Below are 23953 nucleotides of genomic sequence, written 5' to 3'. Positions count from 1 at the left end.
TATTATGAAGAAGATATTTGGAGTTTCATCGCTGGCCCTGTTCCTAAGCCTTGCCGCCTGCAACCAAGGCAACGACAAAGAGGCGCAACTGGCTGACCTGAAGAAGCAGCAGACCGAGCTACAGGAGCAAATCGCACAACTGGAAGCGGAGCTAAAGGCAGAGGGAAAGGGTGGTCCGGTTGAGAAGAAGACTGTGCCGGTAACCGTGGCGCAGGTGCAGCAGGACACGTTCCGTCACTACTTAGAAGTGCAGGGCCGTGTGGACTTCGACCAAAACGTGCTGGTAAGCGCCAAAGTACCGGGTGTGCTGACAAGCATGCGCGTGAAGCGCGGCGACAAAGTAACGAAAGGCCAGACCATGGCGACAATAGACGCGCAGGTGCTGGAGCAGAACATTGCCGAGGTACGCACCCGTATGGAGTTGGCTAATGTAGCTTACGAGCGCCAGAAAAACCTCTGGGACCAGAAGATCGGCACGGAGATGCAGTTCCTGACAGCCAAAAATAACAAAGAGGCTTTGGAGCGTAACCTCGCCACCCTGCAGCAGCAGCGCGACCAGTACAATATAAAGGCGCCTGTGAGCGGCGTGGTAGACAACGTGATCCCGAATGCCGGAGAGGCCGTGGCGCCGGGCGTGGGCATCATCCGGGTGGTGAACACCAATGGCACTAAGATCGTGGCGGAGGTTTCGGAAGCTTACTTGGCAAAAATCAGCAAAGGCGACGAGGCCCGTGTGCGCTTCCCTGACCTGAATGAGGAAATAACAGCCACTGTGGATGTGGTGAGCCGCTTTATCAACCCAAGCAGCCGCACGTTTATGGTCGAGCTCCGTCCGAAAAACGTGAACGTTGAGCTCCGTCCGAACTTGGTGGCGGTGGTGCGCATACAGGACTATCGCAAAGAAGACGCCATCACTATACCTGTCAACTTGGTGCAGCGCGACGAAAATTCGCAATATGTGTACGTGGCCCAAAAACAGGGCGAGCGCTATGTGGCTACCCGCAAAGAGGTGGAGACTGGTGTGAACTACCAAGGTCAGGTAGAGGTGCTGAAAGGCCTAACAGCGCAGGATTACATCATTACAGCAGGATACCAGAGTGTGAACGAGGGGCAGCCGGTTGTTTTCAACCAAGAAAGTATCGCGCAGCAATAATCTTTTAAGCAGCAGAATATGAAATATTTCAAGCCGACCAATTGGTCCATTGATAATAGGACGAGTATCTACATCATTACCCTGATCATCACGGTATGGGGTATATTCTCGTACATCACGCTTCAAAAAGAGAACTTCCCCGACATCGTCATCCCGACGGTGTTTGTGGGCACGGTATACCCGGGCACCTCGCCCTCCGATATCGAGAACTTGGTTACACGCCCCATCGAGAAGCAGTTGAAGGCTATTTCTGGGGTGAAGGAGGTAACATCCAACTCCATTCAGGACTTCTCCATGATCACGGTGGAGTTCAACACCGACGTGGATGTGGTGGAGGCGAAGCAGTTGGTGAAGGACGCTGTGGACAAAGCCCGTACCGATCTGCCAACTGACCTCGACCAAGACCCGGACGTGCAGGAGGTGAACTTCTCCGAGTTCCCGATCATGTACCTCAACGTGTCGGGCAACTACAGCCTCGACCGCCTTAAAAATTACGCCGAAGACATACAGGACCGCATTGAATCGCAGCCCGAGATTACCCGCGTGGATATGGTGGGTGCCCTCGACAAGGAAGTGCAGGTGGACGTGGACCTGTATAAGATGCAGGTGGCGCAGGTAACTTTTGCAGACATTAGTCGTGCCATTGCATCTGAAAACGTAACGGTGTCAGGCGGCAATATTTCGGTAGGCGAAACAAAACGCTCGGTGCGTGTGGTTGGGCAGTATACTGACCCAAACAAGATCGGCGACATTGTGGTAAAATCGCTGACGGGCGCTAACATACAGCTAAAAGAAATTGCTGAGGTAAGAGAAGGTTTTGAAGAGCAGGAAAGCTTTGCCCGTCTGGACAATTCCCCGGTTATCACGCTCAACGTGATCAAGCGTAGTGGAGAGAACCTGATACAGGCCTCAGACAACATCCACGAGATGGTAGAGGAAATGCAGGCCTCCGTGCTACCAGCCGACCTCAAAATTACCATCACAGGCGACCAGTCCACTCAGACGCGCCATACCCTGAACGACCTGATCAACACGATTATCATCGGTTTTGTGCTGGTGACCCTGATCCTGATGTTCTTCATGGGTACGACTAACGCCATTTTTGTGGGCTTGTCGGTGCCGATCTCCATGTTCATCGCCTTTATGCTGATGCCGGTGCTGGGTTTCTCACTCAATATGATCGTACTCTTCTCGTTCCTATTGGCTTTGGGTATCGTGGTGGACGATGCCATTGTGGTGATCGAGAACACGCACCGTATCCTGCACCAGTCCAACTTAGGAGTATTCAAATCGGCTAAACTGGCAGCCGGTGAGGTTTTTGTGCCTGTGTTGGCCGGTACGCTTACCACGGTGGCGCCCTTCCTGCCGCTGGCCTTCTGGCCGGGCATTGTGGGCAAGTTTATGTTCTACCTACCGATCACGCTCATCGTAACGCTAATGGCATCATTGCTGGTGGCCTTTATCATAAACCCGGTATTTGCGGTTTCTTTCATGAAGAAAGAGCATGAGCAGGAGGCAGATATCGCGCCGCGTGCCCGCCGTAACTTCTGGTTGCTGATAGGTGGTGCTGCGCTGGTAGCAGTAGTAGGTTACATGGCTGGTTGGTACGGCACAGCGAACTTGATCATGCTGGCTGTGGTGCTGGTGCTGCTCAACCGTTTTGTGTTCCGCCCGATGATTCATGGTTTCCAGAACACGACCCTACCGCGTTTTATGCGGGGCTATGAGCGCCTTTTGCGCTGGACATTGGTTGGATTCAGACCTGTTTTCGTGTTTGTAGGAGTAATTTTGTTACTGATTTTTTCGGTCGTGATAACAGTTCTGTTTCCGCCTAAAGTAGAATTTTTCCCTAGTTCCGATCCGAACTTTGTGTATACCTACATCAGTATGCCGGTCGGTACCGATCAGCTTGTGACTGACTCGGTTACGAAGGAGGTGGAGAAGCGCATCTATCAGGTAATCGGCGATGAGAACACTGATGTGGAATCGGTTATTTCCAATGTCGCCATTGGTGCCGGCGACCAAAACGACCGCAGTGTGACCGCACAATCTCACTTAGGGAAGGTTACCGTAGCCTTTGTTGAGTATCAATACCGGTCTGGCGAGCGCAGCACGCAGGAGTACATGAACGAAATACGCGATGTGGTGCGCGGTATACCGGGCGCCAACATCACGGTTGACAAAGAGCAGAATGGTCCGCCGGTGGGCAAGCCGATCAGCATTGAGATAGCCGGCGAAGACTTTGAACAACTGGTGGCGCTTTCGAAGCAAGTACAGACTTACATAGAGCAGCAGCAGATTGGCGGTATAGAAGAACTCCGCAGCGACTTGGAAGACAGCAAGCCGGAGATCATCATCAACATCGATCGGGAGCGCGCTAACCGCGAAGGCATCAGCACCGGACAGATAGGTATGGAAATGCGCACGGCCATCTTCGGCGACGAAGCCTCCAAGTTCAAACTCGACGAAGAGGAGTACCCCATACAGGTGCGCTACGCAGAGCCTTACCGCGAAAATATTGATGCCTTGATGGGTATGCGCATCACCTATCGTGACATGAATAGCGGACAGGTGCGCCAGATCCCGCTCTCGTCGCTGGCGAGCATTGAGTACGGTACCTCATACGGTGGTATCAAGCGCAAGGACCTGAAGCGGGTGGTAACGCTAGAGTCGAACGTGCTGGATGGGTATAACACAAACGAAGTGGTGCAGAGCATCGGAAGCGCGCTGCAGAATTTCGAAACGCCGGAAGGCTTTGAGATCAGCATGGGTGGAGAGCAGGAGGAGCAGGAAGAAACAGCCAACTTCCTGATGATCGCACTGGTGGCGGCCTTCCTGATCATCTTCTTGGTGCTGGTGACGCAGTTTAACTCCATCTCGAAGCCGTTCATCATTCTGTCGGAGGTGCTGTTCAGTATCATCGGCGTGTTGTTGGGCTTCTCCATCTTCGGAATGGACGTGTCGGTGGTAATGACCGGTGTGGGTATTGTGGCGCTGGCAGGTATTGTGGTGAAAAACGGTATCCTGATCGTGGAATTCACTGACATGCTGATAGAAGAAGGCCGCGACCTGAAAGAGGCGATCGTGGAAGCAGGCAAGACGCGTCTGAACCCGGTATTGCTAACGGCGACAGCAACTATACTAGGCCTGATACCGCTGGCGTTAGGTATAAACCTGAACTTTTACACCCTGTTCACGGAGTTCAAAGCGAACTTCTTTATGGGGGGTGATAGTGCCGCTTTCTGGGGGCCGCTGGCATGGACCATCATTTTTGGCCTGGGTTTTGCCACCATCATTACACTCTTGATTGTGCCGGTGATGTACCTGCTCAATGAAAGAATCAGAGCCAAAGTAAAAGGAGAGAGAAAGCCCGCAGGAGGCGTGAAAATTATACCTCAGGAAGAAACTGAGGTGCCTGTAAATGGAAAAGTAGTGAGAGAATACACCCTATAAATATATGATTGCAACAGCTGATAAGGCTATTGAGCGCGAGGTTATCCGCATCATTAGCAAAACCAAAGAGATAAGACCGGCCCGCCTGCAAGCCAACGCGAGGCTGGAGAAAGATTTCGGTTTCGACACAGTGGATGTAGTGGATATAATCTTGGAGTTGGAGAAAAACTTCCAGATCACTATTCCGGATGAGGTGCCGATCAATACCGTGGGCGATTTTGTGGACTTTGTAGCGTCGCATGCGGTGCGCGAAGCCAGCTGATAGTGTTTGTAAAACGCATAAAAATGAAAGCGGCCGGGGTTTATACCTCGGCCGCTTTTTTATTTCTTATTTACGTATGCGGTGTGAGCGATGGCGCTTGTGGCGCATGTTATTGTCAGTAAGTTTTCAGTGGTAGTAAGCGTTCTGTCGATAGGCAGTTTCTGTTAGTAAATGGAGATACGGTAAGCTTTCAGTTTCTTGTCCAGCATTTTGGAGTTCGGACAAACTTTGTCGAGCAGCGACCAGAATCCCGGTCCGTGGTTCTTCTCGATGGTGTGGGCCAACTCATGCAGGATCACGTAGTCGCAGAGCGAGTCGGGCAGGCGCATGAGGTGCAGGTTCAGGTTGATGTTGTTGGTGTGTGAACAGCTGCCCCAACGCGACTTTGCATTTTTGATAAACACGTTCTGGTAGTCGAAACCAAACTTATCGGCAAAATACTTCACGCGCTCCGGAAGATATGTCTTGGCTTCTTTGCGGTAGGCCTCTTCAATGGATTTGCGAATGAACTTCTGCACGTCGCTGTCGCGCACCTCTTTGTAGGCCGGATAGAACACGTTGATATAACCGTTCTCGATCACGCAGCGCATAGTGTACTGGGCATGGGTGAGCAGGCGCAAGGTATGGCTGCGCGTTTTGAAGTCGGTGTTGCCATCGTACATGGTCACACGGGCTTCCTGTTGCTTCATGCGTGCCTGATGCTCCTTTATCCAGTCGCTTTTGGTATAAATAAGCTGTTCTGCCTTTTCGAAGCTGATATGCGGCGGCACCGCTACACGTATACCTTTGATCGGGCGCACACTGATGCTCAGGCGCTTGGCCTTGTCGCTTCGTTCGATCAGAACCTTCCCGATTCCGTCGATGTGAAGATTAACGGATGTTAGTCGTAGAAATGATGAAGACACCTTGGCTAAAAGTTAAAATACAAAATCATCTGTCCAAATATAGAAAATAAATTCCTTAAGAAACTAATAGTGAGGCGGCTTTTGTCTGATTTTTTTAAAATTTCTGTATTTAAATAGTACTATATTGTGCAGATGTTATGTGTTTTTTTAAGCTATGTTATGCAGTTTATAAAGCCGTTTTAAGACCATTTGCAGGAGGTTCCTAAAAGCAAAAAAGCTACCCGGAGGGTAGCTTTTCTTATATTCTTTGCTGTTGTTAGGTTTAGCGGATGTTGCCGCCTTCCGGTATGTCGTCGTGCGGGTCTTTTGGTACGCGGCTACTGTCGGTGGTGGAGGAGCGCACAATAGGCTCATGGTGACCTGTCTCCTCTGCGCCGTGCCCCTGCGAAGCATGTGCCGTGCCTTCATGGTGAACATCGGTGGTGCCGGCAGGCTGGTCGCTGTATTTCGGCGTACCGAAGGAACTGTCGGCGTGGTGCGGCTCCATCATGTGTACCGGCTTCTGGTTTGCCTGACGTTCGGTGTCCCACTCTTTGAAGCGGTCGAGCTCAGACGTGATGCTCGACATGAACCAAGCCAACAGAGCAGCATCATCCAACAGACCGATCACAGGTATAAAGTCCGGAATCAGGTCGATCGGCATTAAGAAGTATAGGATAACGGCAATGCCGCCCACAAGGGTCGTGTTCGGTATACCTTTGTACTCGCCGTTTACGGCCGCCTTGATCATTTGCGAAAGTACTTGGAAGCTCTCCCATACTTCGGCGGCTATGGTGCCGAGGCTTTTCTTGGCGGTGGCTTTCTTAAACGCATCGTTCAGAAGTTTCACCACCTGCGAAGGGTGCTCTAAATATTTCTCGGCCTTCTTGAGTATGTTTTTAAAGAGCGGGCTTTGGGAAATGGTTTTCCCGTCCGGACGCTGTTGTTGCTGGTTTTCAGTATTCTGCTCTGTCATAGGGTGTGTATGTGCTTTAGGTATCGGCTTGCTGAGAGTGCCCGCCAAACCGGGCGCAAGTTGCTCAACTCCGAACAACCTTCCTATACCTTGTCGCAAGTAATTTTGTTATATATAGTAAACGAAAAAACGGGCGCATATGCTGCAACCCGTTCTCCAAATATGTTTCGAAGGTATGGTTTTAGTCCACGCGGCCGGCCGCATAGTAGTAGTTGCGGTAGTAAGGCTCTTTCAAAGAACTAACCATTACGCCGCCGCTTGTGGCAGAGTGAATAAACTTGTTGTCTTTGAGGTAGATGCCCACATGGAAGATCGGCTGTTTAGGACCGCGGCGGAAGAACACCAGATCGCCAGTGCGCACACTGTCTTTGCGGATGCGGGTAACATCGTCAAACATAGAACGGGAGCTGCGGCTCAGGTCAACACCATACACGTCGCTGTAAATGCGGGTTACGAAGCCAGAGCAGTCAGTTCCTCTTTTAGAACTACTGCCATAGCTGTATGGTGTGCCTAGCCACTTGGTTACGGTTTCGAGCAGGTCCTTGTCTTCGCTGTAGTCGAGCTTAAGGCCCAACTTGCGGGAGTAGCGCTTGTAAAACGAGGAATCGATGGGTTCGCTGAGGTCCAGCGGCACCGAGAGCTCCAGCGCCTTGGCAATGTCTTCGCCTGTCTGCACCGGGTAAAGCAAAAGACCGGCTGTTTCTGTTTCGGCCGGTTGCGACTCAGGCGTTTCTACTTCGTAGAAGAAAGAAAGAGCGATGGATATAAAGGCCAGTACGCTCAGTATGATTGTTTTTGTCATAGGGTTTAGCATGTTCTACTACCACCGAAGTGGTAAACTTTGTCACCTTATGGTTGTAGAGGGGTATGGGTTTTGTCGTGCATTTTATACCCTGCAACCTGTTTGGCAAGTATAAAACTGCCGAACGAAGTGACAAAAATAGCTACAATTTTCTTAACTGGCAATATAGTAAATTGCTGATGCTCACGGAGAACGGGGGTAGGTTCACTTTTAAGCAAGGTATATTCACCCGATTGTGAGCTTTGGAACGTAACCCTTACAGCTCATTACTCAGGGATAAGCATTACAAAAAATGGAGTATAAGATTGTTGAGAATTCGCCTTTCGCCCGCATTGCCCGCATGGTGCTCAAGAGCAGCAATGTGGCCATGGTACTGGGCAAGACGATCCACCTGAGCGGTGTGCGACGAGAGTCTTTTCTACGCGACAAAGGCTGGGTGGCGCACGAACTGTGTCACATCCGGCAGTTTCAGGAGCACGGCTATGTACGCTTTCTGTGGCTATACCTGCGGGAGTCGATGCGGGTGGGCTACTACAACAACAAGTATGAGGTGGAGGCCCGTATTGCCGGCCTGAAAGGGGAGATGCACATACCTGTGGCCCAAAAAGCGGACAGCTCGATCAAACCGACCGAGCTGCCCTTACCTATTGATGTCAGAAAAGAAAGTTAGAACTTATGCTTCGCGCCATTTAATAGTGCAACCGATCGCCTTCGTGTTTGGCTGGCTTACTGCTTTGCCCGCTACCAACTCGTCGAGGGCAGCTTCGGCGTACTTCTTCTGTACCTTCTCCGGCTCGCGTGAGTTGTCGTCTATCGTGCCAATGTAGGCTACCTTAAAGCTGCCGTCCTTTTGCTTCTGCACCACATACAGGTGCGGCGTGCGGGTGGCACCGTAGGCTCTGGTTATTTCCTGTGTCTCGTCATACACATAAGGGAAAGGGAAATTTTTCTCCTTCGCACGTACCTGCATGTCTTTATAAGAATCCTTTGGCGACACCTTCACGTCGTTCGGATTGATGGCAATGATCGGGTAGCCCTGTGGCGCATACTTGTTGTGCAGCTCGATCAGGCGGTCTTCGTAGGCCACTGAGTAAGGACAAGTGTTGCAGGTAAAGGTTACGATAAAACCTTTGGCGTCCTTGTAGTCAGCCATGGAAATCATCTTGCCATCCACGTTTTTCAGCGTAAAGTCGCGGGCCGTATCACCGACTTGGTAGCCGGGGTTATCAATGGCAGGCATGGCTGCCATCAGCACGCCCACCAACAGCAGGCAGGCCATGTAAAGAAACGGTATTCGGTTATTCTTCATAGTAATAGGTTATGGTTTATACTTGGTGATCAGTTCCTGTAATTCCTGTTCGGAGATTTCGCGCTCTATAAACTCGTACTGCCCGCGCTTGTTATTAAAGAACATGGTGGCAGGTATAGCGCCCGACCACTTCGGCTCGATGCGGTCTATCCACGTGTTGCCGTCCGGCTCGTCGAGCAGGTATAGCCGCGACTGCAGGTTGCGCTTCTGCACAAAAGGCATCACGCGCTTCTCCATGTCCTGCACCGCATCCATGCTCACGAGAATCACCCGCACGGGCTGGTCTTTGTACTGGGCGTGAGCGGCCTCGAAATAAGGCATCTCTTTGATGCAGGGCTTGCACCACGTGGCCCAGAAGTTTACGACGTACAGTGTGTCGTGCGGTGACTGGCGCAGCTCTTGCAACTGGTCAAATTTGATGGTGCTTACCTCTTGGGCCAGCGTCGCCGTGCTGGTGAGCAAGCCAAGGGCTAAGAGTAAGATAAGTTGTCTCAGGTATATGGTCATAGATTTATAACGAAACGGGGAACAGTCCTATTGCGGTTGCTCCTTTCTAACAATTTGACTTCTAAATCGTTTTGAATAAACAACTATACGAATGTTAAACTATAAAAACGAACTTAGAATGGCGAATAAACTGGAAGGAAAAAAGATAGCGATAGTAGTAACAGATGGATTTGAGCAAGTAGAGCTCACTGAGCCGAAAAAAGCACTGGAAGAGGCTGGTGCCGAAACCCACATCATCGCCCTGAAAGAAGGGGAGGTGAAAGGCTGGAACCACACAGACTGGGGCGACAAGTTTAAAGTCGACAAAACCATCGGCAGCGTGAACGCCGACGATTACAACGGCCTTTTGCTGCCCGGCGGCGTAATGAGCCCTGACAAGCTGCGCGCCGACGAGAAGGTGGTGAGCTTCGTGAGCAGGTTCATGGAAAGTGGCAAACCGGTAGCCGCCATCTGCCACGGCCCTTGGACGCTGATAGAAACCGGCAAGCTGCAGGGCAAGAAAGTAACCAGCTACCACACCCTGAAGACCGACCTGAAAAATGCCGGCGCCGAGTGGGTGGATCAGGAAGTGGTGGTGGACAATGGCTTGGTGACGAGCCGCAACCCGGACGACATACCTGCCTTCAACAAAAAAATTATAGAGGAATTTGCCGAAGGCCGCCACGAGCCGCGCTAATCAAACATAAAATAAAAACCGCCATGCTGTACCTCACAAGGTATGGCACGGCGGTTTTTTTGTGGCTATACCTTAACCTTGCACCAGTCTGAGAAGCTCCTCACTTGGCCCCTCGAGCAACACGACCAAGGTAATGTCGAGCACTAGCAGAAACAGTGCCTGCAGCGTAATCGACTGGCCCCAGCCCAAATACTGTTCGGCTTTGGGAGAGCTCAAAGACAACTCTTTCAGGTAGGCCGCCAGCATCAGGAAAGCCAGATCGAGACCAATGCTCAGGTATAAAAGTTTGAGGTACCAGTAATGGAAATCGATGCTCTCGGCCAGTGTGCGGGCTGTGGGGTCTGTCGAAAGAAGGAAGTAAAGCGAACCGCCCGATATGATCATGTTTACAATGTTCCAGTAGATGTTCATCTGGAAAAAGTAACGCTTGTTTCGCGACGACTTGGTGAGTTTGATGCTACTGATCAGGATATTGATTAGCGCCCATGCACCGAGCGCCAGCATGCCAAACTTAAGCGTCTCTGCCTGTCGTAAGTTAAACGTTTCCGTGCCGCTGCCCTGCGCACTGGCCGAGAGGCAAAGCAGCAATAGAGGTAACAGGCAAAGGTATTTTCTCATAATATGCTCACAAATAGTTTGTGTAGGAACGTATTACGGGTGAGGTTTAGCATAAACAGGGATGAATAAATACAGGAACAGTACAATTGCTGTAACGCAAACATGGGGATAAGTGTTTGCCTTTTAGGTTATTGGCGCTGTGCCACTATGTCTAGTCCAATATTCACAGCCGGGCGAATCGTCTTATTACCCAATGATTCGTCGGCCCCATAGGTAAGTCGCCAGTGGGTGCGGTCGATGTTGAAATTGGCTTTGGCCCGCAGAAGCGAATCCTCGAGGGTGATCTTGGCAGGGAAACTGATGCTTTTGGTTATGCCTTTTATCGTCAGGTTGCCTGTTACCTTATGCGTTGGGTCCTTTATGCGCAGCTTTTTGGTATTCACGGCCGGTTCGGGTGCGTCCTGTCGCTCAGTGCTGTCGAAAGGAACGACAGAAGTGATCTGAAACGTGGCTGTCGGGTGCTGCTCCACATTAAAAAAATCCTCGGAGCGCAGGTGCTTTGTGAGTTTCGTGTTGCCCGCCTCGTCAATGGACTTGTCTTCTGAGCGCACGGTGGTCATGTCGAACACCGTCTTGCCGCCATGCGCCACGCCATTGTGCAGGGTAATTGTGCCTTCCTTTATCTCAATTATGCCGTTGTGCCGACCGGTAACTTTAGCGCCGATCCACGTCACGGTGCTTTTGGCAGTATCCACTTTATAGATCTGGTCAGGAATGCCCGGACTGAAGGCGCGTACGGCGGCCCCTATTTCGGCTTCATCGGTTTTTATAGTCGTATCGCAAGCCATACCGGTCAGCGCCAGCAAGGCCCAAAGCAGGGAGTAAAACGGATATTTCTTGTACGTATTCATAAGTATAGGCCATGTACCTGTCCGGTACACGCGTGGTATTCAGCACTATAAAATACGGGCCAATCAGGCAAAGGGCTGAAAAAGATCCAATGCCAGTAAGGCTAATGCATAAAAAAAGGGCCTGTATGAGGCCCTTTCTATGCTACAAGGTATTTGGTGCCAATGCCTTAAAACCCGACCCCAAGGTACACCTGAAACACGCCGTGCTTGATGTCCTGATTGATGCTCTGCCCCAGATTATTCTCTTTGCGCAAATCCTCCATGCCTAGGTTATAACGGGCGCCCAGCCTAAAAATACTTAGTCGCGCTTCGGCACCAGCCGCTACACCATAGGCAAAGGTGTTCAGTGGTTCTATGCTCACCTCCGTGTCATCTTCCTTGGCCGACATAAGAATGCCAATCTGCGGACCGAGGTGCACGCTCACATTTTCAGTGATATTAAATACAGCCAGAATAGGAACTTCGAGGTAATCGAAGCGGAAAGTGGAGTCGTTGCGCTCGATGCCTTTGCGAGAATACAATGCCTCGGGCTGAATGGAAAAGGTATTGCCCAGTGAGAACTGGGTATAGACGCCGGCATGAAAGGTGGTCAGACCGCTAAAGTCGCCTAGTATATCTTTGTCGCTGCCACGCAGGGTAGCAAAGTTCACACCGCCTTTTATGCCAAATCCAGAGTTAGAGCCTGTGCCGCTAAACAGGTTGTGGTTCTGCTGACCCGCAGACGGACCAGATGCGTCTGATTGAGCATAGGCGCTCCACGTAAGAAAGAGTGATAATAAAATGAGTATCGATTTTTTCATGGTTTTATTTTGTCGAGTTAATAAGGCTAACTAGTTTTTTAGCCACTTCTGATTAAGTTTCTATATATCGGTTTTCATATAGAAATGTTGCATAAACTTCTCAGAGGCCTAGCTTAGTAACATCTGTAAGTTTTTTCTGGTGCAAGCGTGCCTCAAATGTTAACTTGAAAACAGGACTGGTTAAGTAGCGCTTTGTGATGGTGGCCATCTTGTGGTAAAAGAAAACAATGAAAATGCCTGATTTGCTCTTATGAAAGAGGCAGGTAAACATTTGCCTCATTTTTGCATTTTAGAGCGTGCCATTATGAAATTGTGAACAAATTTACCTGAAATTAACAGGGAGTTAACAGCAAATGGTGGATAATTCACACCAATCAACATAGTTATCCACATTTATCCACATCCAAAATGGGGGAAAGCTTACTGGAATATAGGGTTACATGAATTTATGCACCATTGTGCAAAGACCGTTTTACATAATGTTGTCTTTTGATAATTGCACTGAAAATCAGGTATAAATAGTGTAAACATAGGGTCTGCAGGTGGAGGGGAGTAGACCAAGACAGGAGTTTGTAAGGCAGTCTTTTTGAGGGTGAAATCTTGCCGTGGATAAACCAGACTAGGTGTATAAGTGTTAATTTTGCACTATGCTTAAAATTGCTTGGTCCGAGATATTTGCCCACTCCCTGCCCGAAGGCCACCGCTTCCCGATGGCCAAGTACGATCTGTTACCAGAGCAATTACTCTACGAGGGCACTATTACCCAAGACAACCTGTTCGCCCCCGAGCCACTCGAAGAGCAATACATCCTCGACACCCACGACGCCATCTATTGGCACCGTCTGCGCCAACTAGAACTTAGCCCGTCAGAAATCCGAAAAACAGGTTTTCCGCTGTCTAAGGAGCTGGTGCAGCGGGAGATCGTGATCATGAACGGTACGCTGCAGGCTTCGCTGTTTGCGCTGGAGTATGGCATCGGAATGAACATAGCCGGGGGTACGCACCACGCCTTTACGGACAGGGGAGAGGGCTTCTGTTTACTCAATGACATCGCTATCGCGGCCAATCACCTGCTCAAGTACAAGGGCATTAAAAAGGTGCTGGTCGTAGATCTGGATGTGCACCAAGGCAATGGCACAGCACAGATTTTCCAGCATGAGCCACGGGTTTTTACTTTCAGCATGCATGGCGGGCATAATTACCCATTCCACAAAGAAAAATCCGATCTGGATGTGCCATTGGCTGAGGGTACGGACGATAAGACTTATTTGAAACTGCTCGGGGAACATTTGCCGCGGCTGATGGACGAACAGGAGCCAGAGTTCGTGTTCTTTCAGTCGGGGGTGGATGTGCTGGCAACTGACAAGCTGGGGAAACTGGGGATGAGCATAGCCGGCTGCAAAGAGCGCGACCGCATGGTGCTGGATGCCTGCGCACGCAACCGTATACCTGTCACGGTGAGCATGGGCGGAGGCTACTCCAAACAGATTGCGCACATCGTGGAGGCGCACGCCAATACCTTCAGGCTGGCGCAGCAACTCTTCTTTTAGCCTGTGGTTAAGGTCGGGACTTCAGCTTATCGTCTTCGCTTTTGCCCCTCGCACCCGGCAGCAGCAGCTTGAGCACAATATAGATGATCGGGGCCAGAACGAGCACCAGTATCACGAAAAGGGCCACTTTTAGCACTTTAATGAAAATAGAAATGATAAGCGCTGAAAGGATAATGGAAACCGTAAAGAGAATCCAGAAATTAAGCGTGCTTTTGTTCATGTCATCGGGTTTATGTTCAGGGCTTTTGGCTATACCTGCCAAAAGCCAGCCATAACTAATCATACCCTGTTAAGATACTAATTGTTAGGCTTTTTTCAAAAGGAGCTGCCACCTAAAAGCCCACATCCAGCGCAGGCTATACCTGTCTATACCCGCCTCTTGCACCAACCGTTGTAATTCCTCTCTTCGGAAAGCCCGCCAGACGGAAAGCGGCGCATCGTTTTTAACAAGGTAGGAATCAGAGAAAAAGCGGGTGAGCAGTTTGATAGAATGATAGGCCAGCCAGTGGCGGTGCAGGTCGTTGATGATGACGGCCATACCTGCCTGCCGGTGCAACTGCCGAAACATGCTCACGAGCTGTTCGTCGGTGAAGTGGTGGCAGAACAGGCTGCAAACCACAATGTCGTATTGCTCTTGCTGAAATCGCTCCGAGAACACATCATGTTGCTTCAGCTTGATCTCAGGAAATCCGCCGCAGCGCTGCCTAGCGTACTGTACCATGAAATCGTTGGCGTCTATACCTGTGAGTTGCAGTTGAATGTTTTTGCGGCGGGCCCACTTGGCAATGTGCCGCAGTGTGTCGCCGCCTCCGCAGCCAATGTCGGCAATGTGCAGGGGCGGACCTGTATACCCAGCCAAGAGTTTTTCTAGTGCGTCGAGTACCACCTTATACCCGCCCAGCCATGTGTTGATTACTTCGAGCTCTTCGAGGTTGCGCCGCAGCTCATCCCCCGACAAACTGAGGTCATCCATCAGTTCGGGCTGGTTAGACCTTCGCTTCAGCATAGTGCACTTTCAGTAGCATCGATTCCAGTGTCAGGCCCGGGCCGAAAGCGAAGCTCAGCACTGGCTCGTTTTTTTCCTGTGTGGTCAGGCTCGCCATCAGGTCTTTGAGCACAAAGAGCACCGTGGCGGACGACATGTTGCCAAACTCGTGCAGCACCTTGTAGGCGAAACGATTGTCGTCGCGCGTCATACCCAGCTCCTGTTCTATCACCTCGAGTATGCGGCGCCCGCCGGGGTGTATGGCGAACAGTTTGATCTCCGAAACCGTGGTCCGAAGCCCTTGCAGCAAACGCTCGGTTAGTTGTTTGATGCCGTTTTTGATAAGGTCAGGCACGTAGGAGGAAAGCGTCATCTCAAAGCCCGTGTCACCGATGTGCCATGCCATTTCGCGCTTACCAGCCGGAGCCAGATCGCAGTGGAAAGACTGCAGTTCGAGGCTCACCTCCGGACAAGGCTGGCCCTGCATGAGCACTGCCGCCGCGCCGTCGCCAAATAGCGCATTCGACACCAAGTGGTCTTGCTCCGGATTCTTCTGGAAGTGGATGGTGCAGATCTCGGTGCACACCAGCATCACCCTTGCGCTCGGGTCGGCTTTGCAGATGGCGTCGGCCAGTTTGATGGCGTTGAAAGCCGCGTAGCATCCCATGAAATTGACAGCCGTACGCTGCACACAGGAGTTCAACTCGAGTCGCTCTACCAGCTCAATGTCGAGGCCCGGCGCATACATACCGGTACAGCTCACCGTGATTAGATGCGTGAGGTCCCGCAGCGTTACTTCACTCAGGTTTTCCAGACAGTTGCGCACGGCCTGTTCCGACAAGTCGAGGGCATGCTTGCGGTATACGTCCATGCGCTGTTGCACTGTAGGGAAGGGCTCGAGGTCGAGGGTGTTGGGGAAGAAGGTATAGTCGCCGTTCTGTCGGGTGAAGTCTTCGAGCACGCTGTAGCGCTGCCCTATACCTGACACGCGGTAAAGGGCCTTGAGTTTGCGGCTGTCCTGTGCATCCATCTGCAGCGCGGCGGCCATAAAGTCGGCCACCTGCATCTGCGGGATTTTGTTTGGCGGGTTAGCCGTGCCGATGCCGCATATATAGCTTTTCATAAGCTGGAGTGTGTAGCGTTTGTTTCATGTAAATCCTTTGCCTGCCTTGCTTTGCCACGACGGGTATAGCGACAACAGGCGGGGGTGCTGTAAGTTTAGCCTATCCCCGAAAAAAGATTCACCGGTACAGGTATGGAAATAAGTACGGATGCGGCCGTTTTAAGATATAAGCGATCAGAATGGCTTCCCGTGAGTCTGTCGCATAATCAGCCGCACGGCAGCCGGCATGTGCCGCAGCGTGCCCACCGCCACTTCCGATAACAAAGGGCTGCCGAACAAACGCTGCACCGTGCGGCCCACCTGTAGTCTCCGCTCAAACTGAGTTCTCCATGCGTGGGTATAGCCGGCTTCTAGGGCCTGTCGGTCGCGGCCGTTCTCAAAGTATACGAACACTTGCTCGGCGGCCAGCTTGCCCGCATGTATGGCCATCGCCATACCGTTGCCACAAAGGGGCGTGATCATACCGGCCGCATCGCCGCACATGAGCACATGGTTCTCCACGCAGGTTTTGGTGGCGAATGAGATTTCGTTGATGACCTCCGGCTGTTCGTACAGAAATTCCGCTTCTGAGAAAATGCGTCGCAGGTGTGAGTTCTTCTGCAGCACGGCTTGCTCCATGGCAGGTATGGTGCCGTGCCGGCGTAGGTTCTCGCGGGTGGTCAGGTAACAGAAACAGTAGCGGCCGTTTTCTATAGCCGAAATGCCGGCGTAACCGTCTTCAAAATTATGCAGCGCGATCAGGTCGGTGGGCATGTCGAGACGCAGGTGGTACTTCACCCCGATGTAAGGCGAACGCTTCGCAAAGAAGGAACGTTGGAGTTGCCGGTCGAGTGCGCTGCGCTTGCCAAAAGCCCCCAACGCCACCTCCGATTCCATGCTGTCGCCACTCGAGAGTTTTAGTACAAAACGGTTATTTGTAAACTGCACATCCTGCACCGTAGTATGTTGCCGCACCTGCACACCCCGCGATAGCGCAATCTGGTACAGGTGCTGGTCCAAGGCATAGCGACTCACGCCAAAACCCCCAAGGTCGAGCGGCGATTCGAGCGTGACTCCTTTTGGGGAGGTGAGCATAAAACGCGAGATGGTCGCTGGCTGGAGCGGCGCAGGGTCAGCTCCGATGGACTGCAGATAGGGGAGCACTTCGTTGGAAACATACTCCCCGCATACCCGGTGAAAGGGGTATGATTTTTTTTCGATGAGCGTTACAGACAGTCCTTTTCCGGCCAATGCGATGGCACTGGTCAGTCCGGCAAGGCCTCCCCCGATAACGGCTATCTCCATAAATGACAGGCTATATTTTTAAAGTACAAAAAAACTTTCTGATATTTGGTGAAAGCATTCCATTTTGGGTGTAAAATGCAAGAACAAATTATTGTTCAGGACGTTAACAATATGGAACAACTTTTGTATATAATACTAGGAACAAGACGCTAATTTTCAATATGAAACAATTTATACTTACCTTTTTTATCTGTATGGCCACCCTGATGGCACAAGGCCAAGTGCGCGAGCCTGCGGCGGCGCAGTCTGGGAGCAATATCAAGGCCTTAGAACAGCAGGATAAGGAGGTTGCTATTTACCCTAACCCCAACAACGGGGTTTTTACCATTTCGTTTACCAACATGGAGGCCAGTCAGGTAGAGCTGCGCATCATCAATGTGATTGGTAATGAAATCTATCATGAAGTACTGAGCCGCTCTGATATTCAGACAAGCAAGACGATTGACCTAACAAGGCTCGCCAAGGGATTGTATTACGTGAAGATTGAAGCTGATGGCTACAGCTCTGTGAGAAGAGTTGTGGTGAAGTAATCATATAGGCATTACACAAAAGGCCGCTCTGCAAACAGAGCGGCCTTTTGTGTTTTATACGGAGGTACTTTATTCCGGTAAAATGGCTTTGGACACGAAGCCGGTATAGGAGGCCGTGTCGCGCTGCACCCGGGCTTTTACAAAGATCACATCCGAAGTGTCGAGCACCTGAATGAGTTGGGCAGTATCAAAGTGCACAAGGCTGGTGGCCTGAAAGCTGGCCGTCTTATAAACTTCGCCACCGATTAGGGGTTTGGTAGCGAACATCACATCCGGCCCAAGCGGAGCCGGCGCACCTGTTTCGCTGGCCATGGTGGCCTCTGAGCCGTCGACCTCTATGCCGCTCCGCTCACTATTGCAAGCTGCAAGGCTGGCAAAGATCGCCAATAAGCTAATTGACAAGGTTGTTTTCATGGTATACAGGAGTGGCTTCAGCTCCAATATAGGTAATAAAATATAATTTCGAAAATATAGTGCTATAACGAAGTGGTTCAGTTTCTTATTATTACGGGAAGCCAATAGATAAGGGGGTGTTTAAAAAAGCCAATATAAACTTACATACTTTAAATCGTGGCCCTGTCAGGAATCGAACCTGAATCTAGAGTTTAGGAAACTCCTATTCTATCCATTGAACTACAGGGCCGGGTATTCAGGAATAACCACTGACAGGTACAGCCAGACTGGCACGCTTCACAAATTTAACTTAATTCCCCCTATTTACAAGTTTGAAGCCTCTGGGCTTGAAGTCTCGGTCGGGGCCGGGTCAACGAGGGGAGCATCATAAAGCGCTATCGATATGCCAAAGGCGATTACGGTGAGCACTAGCCCCACCATGAAAATAGAGTAGGAAATGCGCAGGATTTTATACTTGCGGTCCAGCACTTCGCCTAAATAATAGATGTCGGTAATCATGTTGGTGTAGAGCGACCTCTTGTCTCGCATGATCTCGTGCATGCCGTTTTGGAAATCCTCCAGAGGGATGTTCGTGAAGTTACCAAAAAATAGGAGATTCACCTTTTTGCTGTTTATCTTCTTCTTATTGAAAGAGAAACTTGTGACTTCGGGTTGCGCCGAGATAATGGCAAAAATCACCGAACCCAGTGTGGTGAGCAGGAGCATACCGACAGGTATAAGCAACGAGCGATGCTGCGCAAATTCAGCCCCTGTAATGGAGGTTTTGGTGCTCAGGTAAGTGATGATGACGGACATGATGATGGCATTAAGGCTGATCATCATGTTGGCTTTGTTGTCGGCGATGGCGCTTAGGTTGAGGTGGGTGCGGTAGGTGTTACGGAACATGGTTTCGATACCGCGCTTCGGCTGTGCCAATGTCTCGCGGTGTTCCTTTTCCTCCTTCTTCAGCTTCTTTGACTCTTTCTGCAGTTGGGTGCGCTGCTCCTGTATGTTCAGTCCGAGTTGCTCAGCGTACTTGTGCTGAGCCTTGGCTGTATAAAAGGTCGTGGAAAGCAGAAACTCCATCTGAAACTGCGCCCACTCCTGATCCGTGAAAAACTTCTCTTTAAAAATTTCCCATTCCACGCGCAGCAGCTCTGCCGTGGCAAAAAAAGTCTCCTTGCCGATGTTGGCCATGTCGGCATCAATGATGACCTCTTGCAACAAGGTGTCCGGTTTGGTGCCGTGCTTAGTGGCCATAATGCAATCGGTGATGCGGGTGATGCGCTCCGGTGGGTAGTTTTTGTCCTGCAGCCATGAGGTGGCGAAGCGCACGCTCTCTTCCTCGTGGCCGTCGTAGGCTGTTACGTAGCCAGTGTCGTGAAACCATGCGGCCAGTTCGAGGTCCTGCAGTTCCTCAGGGCTAAGGTCGTACAATTCGCCCAGTTGCCGGGCTTCGTTGGCGGTTTCGAAGGTATGCTTATAGTTGTGGTAGACAAGCTTTTTAGACAGCTGTTCCTTAAAAAGCCTGAATACGTACTCACTCGCTTGCTTAACGATGTTTTGATCTTCCATATCGGTGGTTAGCCTGCCGGACAGGGCTTCGCGGTTTGGTTGCATCTGTGTGGTGGCTGTTATTTGTGGTGCTAGTATTCAATCTGCGGTTACGGTTAAAAACACTTTTTGTTAAAAGGAGCCGGTTTGCAGGGCTTGCCGTACTATAGAGTAAAGCAATAACTTAATATAGACGCTATACGTTATCATTCTCAGCCCGGCCGCTCCTGCGACTTTGGCGATATCCAACCACTATGCAGCAAACTAAACCACTACCGTATTTTGATGCAGTTCCGTCCTGAGGGCGGCGCCCATAACTTCTGATATGTACTCTGCCTTGTAACCGTTGTCTTTCCGAGTCGGACGACTAGTACCCACAACCTTATGAAAAACCATATTCACCTAGTACCCTCTATCCTGCGGATCTTTGCCGTAGGCTTTTTATTGGTGCTCCTGCAAGCCTGCGCTACCCAAAAACCCTACTATAGCCGCGATGTACTAAACTGGGAGCAAACCGAGCCCAAGCCTGACAATAAACTGCAGTACACCGTGTTCCTGATCGGCGACGTAGGCGCCCCCGATCTGGAACAACAAGAGCCATCGCTCAAACTGATGAAAAAGCAGATGAATGAGGCCGGAGCCCAAAGTACCACTGTCTTTCTGGGTGACAACGTGTATCACAATGGTCTGCCCGAGCCGGGCCGCTATGACCGGGAGATATCGGAGAAGCGACTGAATGCCCAGTTGGACGTATTGCGGGGTTATCAGGGCGAGAAATACATGATACCCGGCAACCATGACTGGAACCACAGTGGCCGTGGCGGGGTAGAGTATGTAGTACGCCAGCAGAACTACGTGAACGAATACCTGACCGAAGAGGGCATTGTGGTAGGCGGTGATTTTTACGTGCCCGGCGATGCATGCCCCGGACCTTACGAGGTGAAGATAAGCGACGATGTGGTTCTCATCGCCCTTGATTCGGAGTGGTGGTTGCACCCTTGGGAGCGCCCCTATGGAGCCGGTAGCAACTGTTGGGCCTCTACCGAAGCCGACTTACTGGTAAAGCTGGAAGACATTATCGAAAAGCACCAAGGCTCCAACATAATCGTGGTGGCACACCACCCCCTGTTCACAAGAGGTAACCATGGTGGCTTCTTCACATTAAAGGACCACGTTTTCCCGCTTACCATGCTCCGCGACTGGATCTACCTGCCGCTGCCGGTCATCGGCTCTATCTACCCCTTCGCCCGCAAATACGGCGGTATCCTGCAAGACATTCCGCATCCGCGTTACACCGCTTACGTCGAGGGTCTGCTCAACGTCTTCGATAAGTATGACAACATCGTGTATGCCGCCGGGCACGAGCACTCCCTGCAACACTACAAGCACAACAACTTAGCCCACATCGTGAGCGGGTCGGGCTGTAAGACGCAGCACGTAAAGCCGGGCGGAGCGGCCATGTACACCCACGAAGTAAAAGGCTTTGCCAAGTTGATGTACTATGAAAACGGTGAGGCTTGGGTAGAGTACTGGACGCCGGAAGGAGATGGCTCCGAAGGCACCATGACATTCCGGACGCCGCTTTACGCCAAAGAACCGCGCCGCAAAAGAGAGGCTGTGGTGGATGATACCAACTATGCCGACAGCACCATCGTGGTGGCGGCAAACGACGAATACACCGCTAAGGGGCTTCGTCGCTCCTTGCTGGGGGAGCACTACCGCCGCGAGTGGTCCACACCCGTAGAGGTGCCCCTGTTGGATATGCGCAATGAAATGGGTGGCCTCACGCCCTACCAAAAAGGCGGTGGCAAACAAACAGCCTCTCTGAAAGTGCGCAACCCGGACGCCCGCGAGTATACCCTGCGCACTGTCGACAAGGATCCGACCATGGCTCTGCCAGAGTACTTACGCCAAACCGCCGCCAAGGCCCTGTTACAGGACCAGATATCAGCCCAGCACCCTTATGGCGCATTGGCTATACCGCGTCTGGCCGATGGTGCTGGAGTGTTTCACACAAACCCGAAGCTGGTGTACATCCCACAGACGCCCTACTTGCGCCAGTACATGGATGAGTTCAGCAACACACTGGCCTTCTTGGAAGAAGACGCCGACGAGAACCACGAAGATGTAGAGAGTCTGGGCTTTGCCGAGAATCTGGTAGGTACCGACAAGGTGCTGAAGGAACTGCGCCAAGACAACGACAACAAGGTAAACCAAGAGGAGTTTGTGCGCGCCCGCCTGTTCGACATGCTGGTGGGCGACTGGGACCGCCACGAAGGACAGTGGCGCTGGAAAGAAGAAAAGACCGACAGCGGCAAGGTATACTTACCAATTCCGGAAGACCGCGACCAAGTGTTCTTCAAAGCGGACGGCCTTATACCTTGGCTGGCCACCCGAAAGTGGGGGGTACGCAACGTCCAGAACTTCGACCACGACTTCCGCGACATTGTGGGCCTTAACCTGAGTGCCCTCACCATCGACCGCACTTTCACGCCAGCCATCACGCGGCAGGAGTGGATTCGACTTGCCGAAGAGATAAAAGCCGGTGTTACCGATCAGGTCATCGAGGAGGCCATTAACCAGTGGCCAAAAGAAGTGCAAGCCATTTCTGGCGAAGAGATCAAAGCCAAGCTCCGCTCACGCCGCGACAAGCTGCCACAGGCAGCCGAAGCCTATTATGAGCACATCTCTACAATGGTGGATGTGGCCGGCAGCGATAAACATGAGCATTTTGTCGTGAATCGGATCAATGATGAAGAAACACACCTGACGGTATACAAGATCAACAAAGAGGGCGAATTACGTGACACACTTTACAAACGCACCTTCTATACCTCCGAGACCAAAGAGTTGCGCCTCTACGGCCAGCGTGGCAAAGATATGTTCGAAGTGAACGGGGAAGTTGACGAAGGTATCGTGGTGCGCATTATCGGTGGCAACGATGAAGACGTCATCACGGATAATTCGCGTGTAGCCGGCATCAAGAAGCATACCGTCGTGTATGACACAGAAGAAGGCAACGTGTTCAACTTCGGGCCTGAAACAAAAGACCGCACCAGCATCAGTCCGGACGTGAACTTTTACGACCGTGACAACCGTAAACTGCCCTATCTGGGCCCAAGGCTTTCGTTTGAATACAACGTGGATGATGGCCTGTTTGTGGGAGGCGGTGTGATTGCCCGCACACACAAGTTCCGCAACTCACCCTATGCGGCAGAGCACATACTGGAGGGGAATTACGCCTTCTTCACCAACTCCTTTAATGTGCGCTATGCCGGCGATATCCGGCAGGTGTTCGGCAACTGGAACATCGGCGTGAATGCCGCCATACAGGGCCCGCAGTACCAGCGTAATTTCTACGGATACGGCAACGATACCCGCCAACAGGACGGACTCGATGACTCCTTCTACCGTGTGCGTTTCAAGCGGGTCAACGTGGGCGCAACGCTCAACAACAATTTGGCGCCTTTCTTCAAGATAGGCATAGGGCCTACCTACGACCGCTTCCGGGTGGTGAACTCCGACAGCGAGACCTTTTTGGTAAACGAGGCGCTGAACGGACGCATGGAGCCGGGTACCTACGATTTTGAGGAAAACCGATTCGAGTCACAGCACTATGTAGGCGTGAGGGCCTTTGCTGACTTGGATGTGCTGGGAGAGGGTAATCAGAAAAACCCACGCATTGGTATGCGCTCGCACAACCGCATCAGCTACAACAAACAAACCGATGGCGAAGGACTTAGCTATACCCATGTGAGTTCTGAATTCGCTTTCTACCTCAGCCCTAACTTCCCGTTTCAGCTCACGTGGGCGGGTCGACTGGGAGCGGCGCATAACTTTGGCGATTTCCGCTTCTATCAGGCCAATACGCTAGGTGGCATGGACAACATGCGCGGCTACCGCCGTACCCGTTTTGCCGGCCGTAGCTACATCTTCGCCAACGCCGAGGCCCGTCTGGCGCTCTTCGACTTCAACCTATACCTGACACCGGGCAAGTTGGGCGTGCTGGGCCTATATGACGTGGGCCGTGTGTACTACGATGGCGATGATCGCAGTGGCTTCCTGCGTAACATGCATACCGGCGTGGGTGGCGGTGTGTGGGCCGATATCATGCAGAAAAACGTGATCGTCCTAACCTATGCCAAAGGCGATGTGGAACGGCTCTGGAACTTAAGTTTCGGCTTTTTATTCTAAAAGCATCTAAAAACGTATAGCAAAAAGTGCCGCGAGGAGTGGCACTTTT

General features: G+C 51.4%; 22 protein-coding genes and 1 tRNA gene. 8 read left to right on the top strand and 15 right to left on the bottom strand.

Features of this window, described 5'->3' with window-relative positions; all coding sequences use genetic code 11:
• Positions 1-4 precede the first annotated feature (4 nt).
• The 3 genes from Q1A04_RS11440 to Q1A04_RS11430 are packed head-to-tail and all read left to right on the top strand — an operon-like array spanning position 5 to position 4868.
• Positions 5-1153, top strand: a complete 1149-nt coding sequence (locus Q1A04_RS11440) for an efflux RND transporter periplasmic adaptor subunit (RefSeq protein WP_299705621.1) — start codon at positions 5-7, stop codon at positions 1151-1153.
• Positions 1154-1171: 18 nt separating this feature from the next.
• Positions 1172-4606: an efflux RND transporter permease subunit gene (locus Q1A04_RS11435; RefSeq protein WP_299705618.1), complete on the top strand. Its 3435-nt coding sequence runs from the start codon at positions 1172-1174 to the stop codon at positions 4604-4606.
• Positions 4607-4610: 4 nt separating this feature from the next.
• Complete coding sequence (locus Q1A04_RS11430) at positions 4611-4868, top strand: acyl carrier protein (RefSeq protein WP_299705615.1); 258 nt, start codon at positions 4611-4613, stop codon at positions 4866-4868.
• Positions 4869-5032: 164 nt separating this feature from the next.
• Here the strand turns inward: Q1A04_RS11430 and Q1A04_RS11425 are convergent, their stop codons facing one another.
• The 3 genes from Q1A04_RS11425 to Q1A04_RS11415 form a co-directional block, all read right to left on the bottom strand.
• Positions 5033-5773, bottom strand: coding sequence for a SprT family zinc-dependent metalloprotease (locus Q1A04_RS11425; protein ID WP_299705612.1), 741 nt, complete (start codon positions 5771-5773; stop codon positions 5033-5035).
• A 262-nt stretch (positions 5774-6035) separates the two neighbouring features.
• A complete protein-coding gene (locus Q1A04_RS11420) occupies positions 6036-6728 on the bottom strand; it encodes a YkvA family protein (protein ID WP_299705608.1) in 693 nt (230 codons plus the stop codon).
• A 181-nt stretch (positions 6729-6909) separates the two neighbouring features.
• The gene (locus tag Q1A04_RS11415) at positions 6910-7530 is read right to left on the bottom strand and encodes an NlpC/P60 family protein (protein WP_299705606.1); all 621 of its coding nucleotides are present in this window, start codon (positions 7528-7530) and stop codon (positions 6910-6912) included.
• 292 nt (positions 7531-7822) lie between these two features.
• Between Q1A04_RS11415 and Q1A04_RS11410 the strand changes: the two genes are divergently transcribed.
• Entirely contained in the window at positions 7823-8200 is a 378-nt protein-coding gene (locus Q1A04_RS11410; protein WP_299705603.1) for a hypothetical protein, read from the top strand.
• Positions 8201-8203: 3 nt separating this feature from the next.
• On the opposite strand, the gene Q1A04_RS11405 is transcribed toward Q1A04_RS11410, so the two are convergent.
• Entirely contained in the window at positions 8204-8839 is a 636-nt protein-coding gene (locus Q1A04_RS11405; protein ID WP_299705600.1) for a thioredoxin family protein, read from the bottom strand.
• 9 nt (positions 8840-8848) lie between these two features.
• Entirely contained in the window at positions 8849-9346 is a 498-nt protein-coding gene (locus Q1A04_RS11400; protein ID WP_299705598.1) for a TlpA disulfide reductase family protein, read from the bottom strand.
• A gap of 118 nt (positions 9347-9464) precedes the next feature.
• Here Q1A04_RS11400 and Q1A04_RS11395 point away from each other — a divergent pair, with 118 nt between their 5' ends.
• Positions 9465-10022, top strand: coding sequence for a type 1 glutamine amidotransferase domain-containing protein (locus Q1A04_RS11395; protein WP_299706991.1), 558 nt, complete (start codon positions 9465-9467; stop codon positions 10020-10022).
• Positions 10023-10094: 72 nt separating this feature from the next.
• Here Q1A04_RS11395 and Q1A04_RS11390 read toward each other — a convergent pair whose 3' ends face one another.
• The 3 genes from Q1A04_RS11390 to Q1A04_RS11380 all read right to left on the bottom strand — a co-directional run bounded on the left by Q1A04_RS11390 (position 10095) and on the right by Q1A04_RS11380 (position 12291).
• Positions 10095-10640 carry a hypothetical protein gene (locus tag Q1A04_RS11390; RefSeq protein ID WP_299705595.1) on the bottom strand — a complete coding sequence of 182 codons (546 nt, stop codon included), beginning with the start codon at positions 10638-10640 and terminating at the stop codon, positions 10095-10097.
• Positions 10641-10768: 128 nt separating this feature from the next.
• Positions 10769-11491, bottom strand: a complete 723-nt coding sequence (locus tag Q1A04_RS11385; protein WP_299705592.1) for a YceI family protein — start codon at positions 11489-11491, stop codon at positions 10769-10771.
• Between the two features lie 167 nt (positions 11492-11658).
• Positions 11659-12291: a porin family protein gene (locus Q1A04_RS11380; RefSeq protein ID WP_299705589.1), complete on the bottom strand. Its 633-nt coding sequence runs from the start codon at positions 12289-12291 to the stop codon at positions 11659-11661.
• Positions 12292-12938: 647 nt separating this feature from the next.
• Here Q1A04_RS11380 and Q1A04_RS11375 point away from each other — a divergent pair.
• Positions 12939-13841, top strand: a complete 903-nt coding sequence (locus Q1A04_RS11375; protein ID WP_299705586.1) for a histone deacetylase — start codon at positions 12939-12941, stop codon at positions 13839-13841.
• Between the two features lie 7 nt (positions 13842-13848).
• Here Q1A04_RS11375 and Q1A04_RS11370 read toward each other — a convergent pair whose 3' ends face one another.
• The 4 genes from Q1A04_RS11370 to Q1A04_RS11355 all read right to left on the bottom strand — a co-directional run bounded on the left by Q1A04_RS11370 (position 13849) and on the right by Q1A04_RS11355 (position 17233).
• Positions 13849-14124, bottom strand: a complete 276-nt coding sequence (locus tag Q1A04_RS11370; protein ID WP_299705583.1) for a hypothetical protein — start codon at positions 14122-14124, stop codon at positions 13849-13851.
• A gap of 21 nt (positions 14125-14145) precedes the next feature.
• The gene (locus tag Q1A04_RS11365; protein WP_299705580.1) at positions 14146-14847 is read right to left on the bottom strand and encodes a methyltransferase domain-containing protein; all 702 of its coding nucleotides are present in this window, start codon (positions 14845-14847) and stop codon (positions 14146-14148) included.
• The gene (locus tag Q1A04_RS11360) at positions 14828-15949 is read right to left on the bottom strand and encodes a type III polyketide synthase (RefSeq protein ID WP_299705577.1); all 1122 of its coding nucleotides are present in this window, start codon (positions 15947-15949) and stop codon (positions 14828-14830) included. The genes Q1A04_RS11365 and Q1A04_RS11360 overlap by 20 nt, the downstream gene beginning before the upstream one ends.
• Before the next feature lie 174 nt (positions 15950-16123).
• Positions 16124-17233 (bottom strand): NAD(P)/FAD-dependent oxidoreductase, encoded by a 1110-nt coding sequence (locus Q1A04_RS11355; RefSeq protein ID WP_299705575.1) that lies wholly within the window; start codon positions 17231-17233, stop codon positions 16124-16126.
• Positions 17234-17394: 161 nt separating this feature from the next.
• Between Q1A04_RS11355 and Q1A04_RS11350 the strand changes: the two genes are divergently transcribed.
• Positions 17395-17763, top strand: coding sequence for a T9SS type A sorting domain-containing protein (locus Q1A04_RS11350; protein ID WP_299705572.1), 369 nt, complete (start codon positions 17395-17397; stop codon positions 17761-17763).
• 69 nt (positions 17764-17832) lie between these two features.
• Here Q1A04_RS11350 and Q1A04_RS11345 read toward each other — a convergent pair whose 3' ends face one another.
• The 3 genes from Q1A04_RS11345 to Q1A04_RS11335 form a co-directional block, all read right to left on the bottom strand.
• The gene (locus Q1A04_RS11345; protein ID WP_299705569.1) at positions 17833-18177 is read right to left on the bottom strand and encodes a hypothetical protein; all 345 of its coding nucleotides are present in this window, start codon (positions 18175-18177) and stop codon (positions 17833-17835) included.
• A 157-nt stretch (positions 18178-18334) separates the two neighbouring features.
• Positions 18335-18406: transfer RNA gene (locus Q1A04_RS11340), tRNA-Arg, on the bottom strand.
• 74 nt (positions 18407-18480) lie between these two features.
• A complete protein-coding gene (locus Q1A04_RS11335) occupies positions 18481-19776 on the bottom strand; it encodes a Pycsar system effector family protein (protein WP_299705566.1) in 1296 nt (431 codons plus the stop codon).
• Between the two features lie 318 nt (positions 19777-20094).
• Here Q1A04_RS11335 and Q1A04_RS11330 point away from each other — a divergent pair, with 318 nt between their 5' ends.
• Positions 20095-23904 carry a metallophosphoesterase gene (locus Q1A04_RS11330; RefSeq protein ID WP_299705563.1) on the top strand — a complete coding sequence of 1270 codons (3810 nt, stop codon included), beginning with the start codon at positions 20095-20097 and terminating at the stop codon, positions 23902-23904.
• The last annotated feature ends 49 nt before the right edge of the window (positions 23905-23953 follow it).

The sequence above is a fragment of the uncultured Pontibacter sp. genome (assembly GCF_947499215.1).
Lineage (GTDB): Bacteria > Bacteroidota > Bacteroidia > Cytophagales > Hymenobacteraceae > Pontibacter.
Note: the sequence above shows the minus strand (reverse complement) of the source record. Positions and strands in the feature narration are given on the sequence as shown.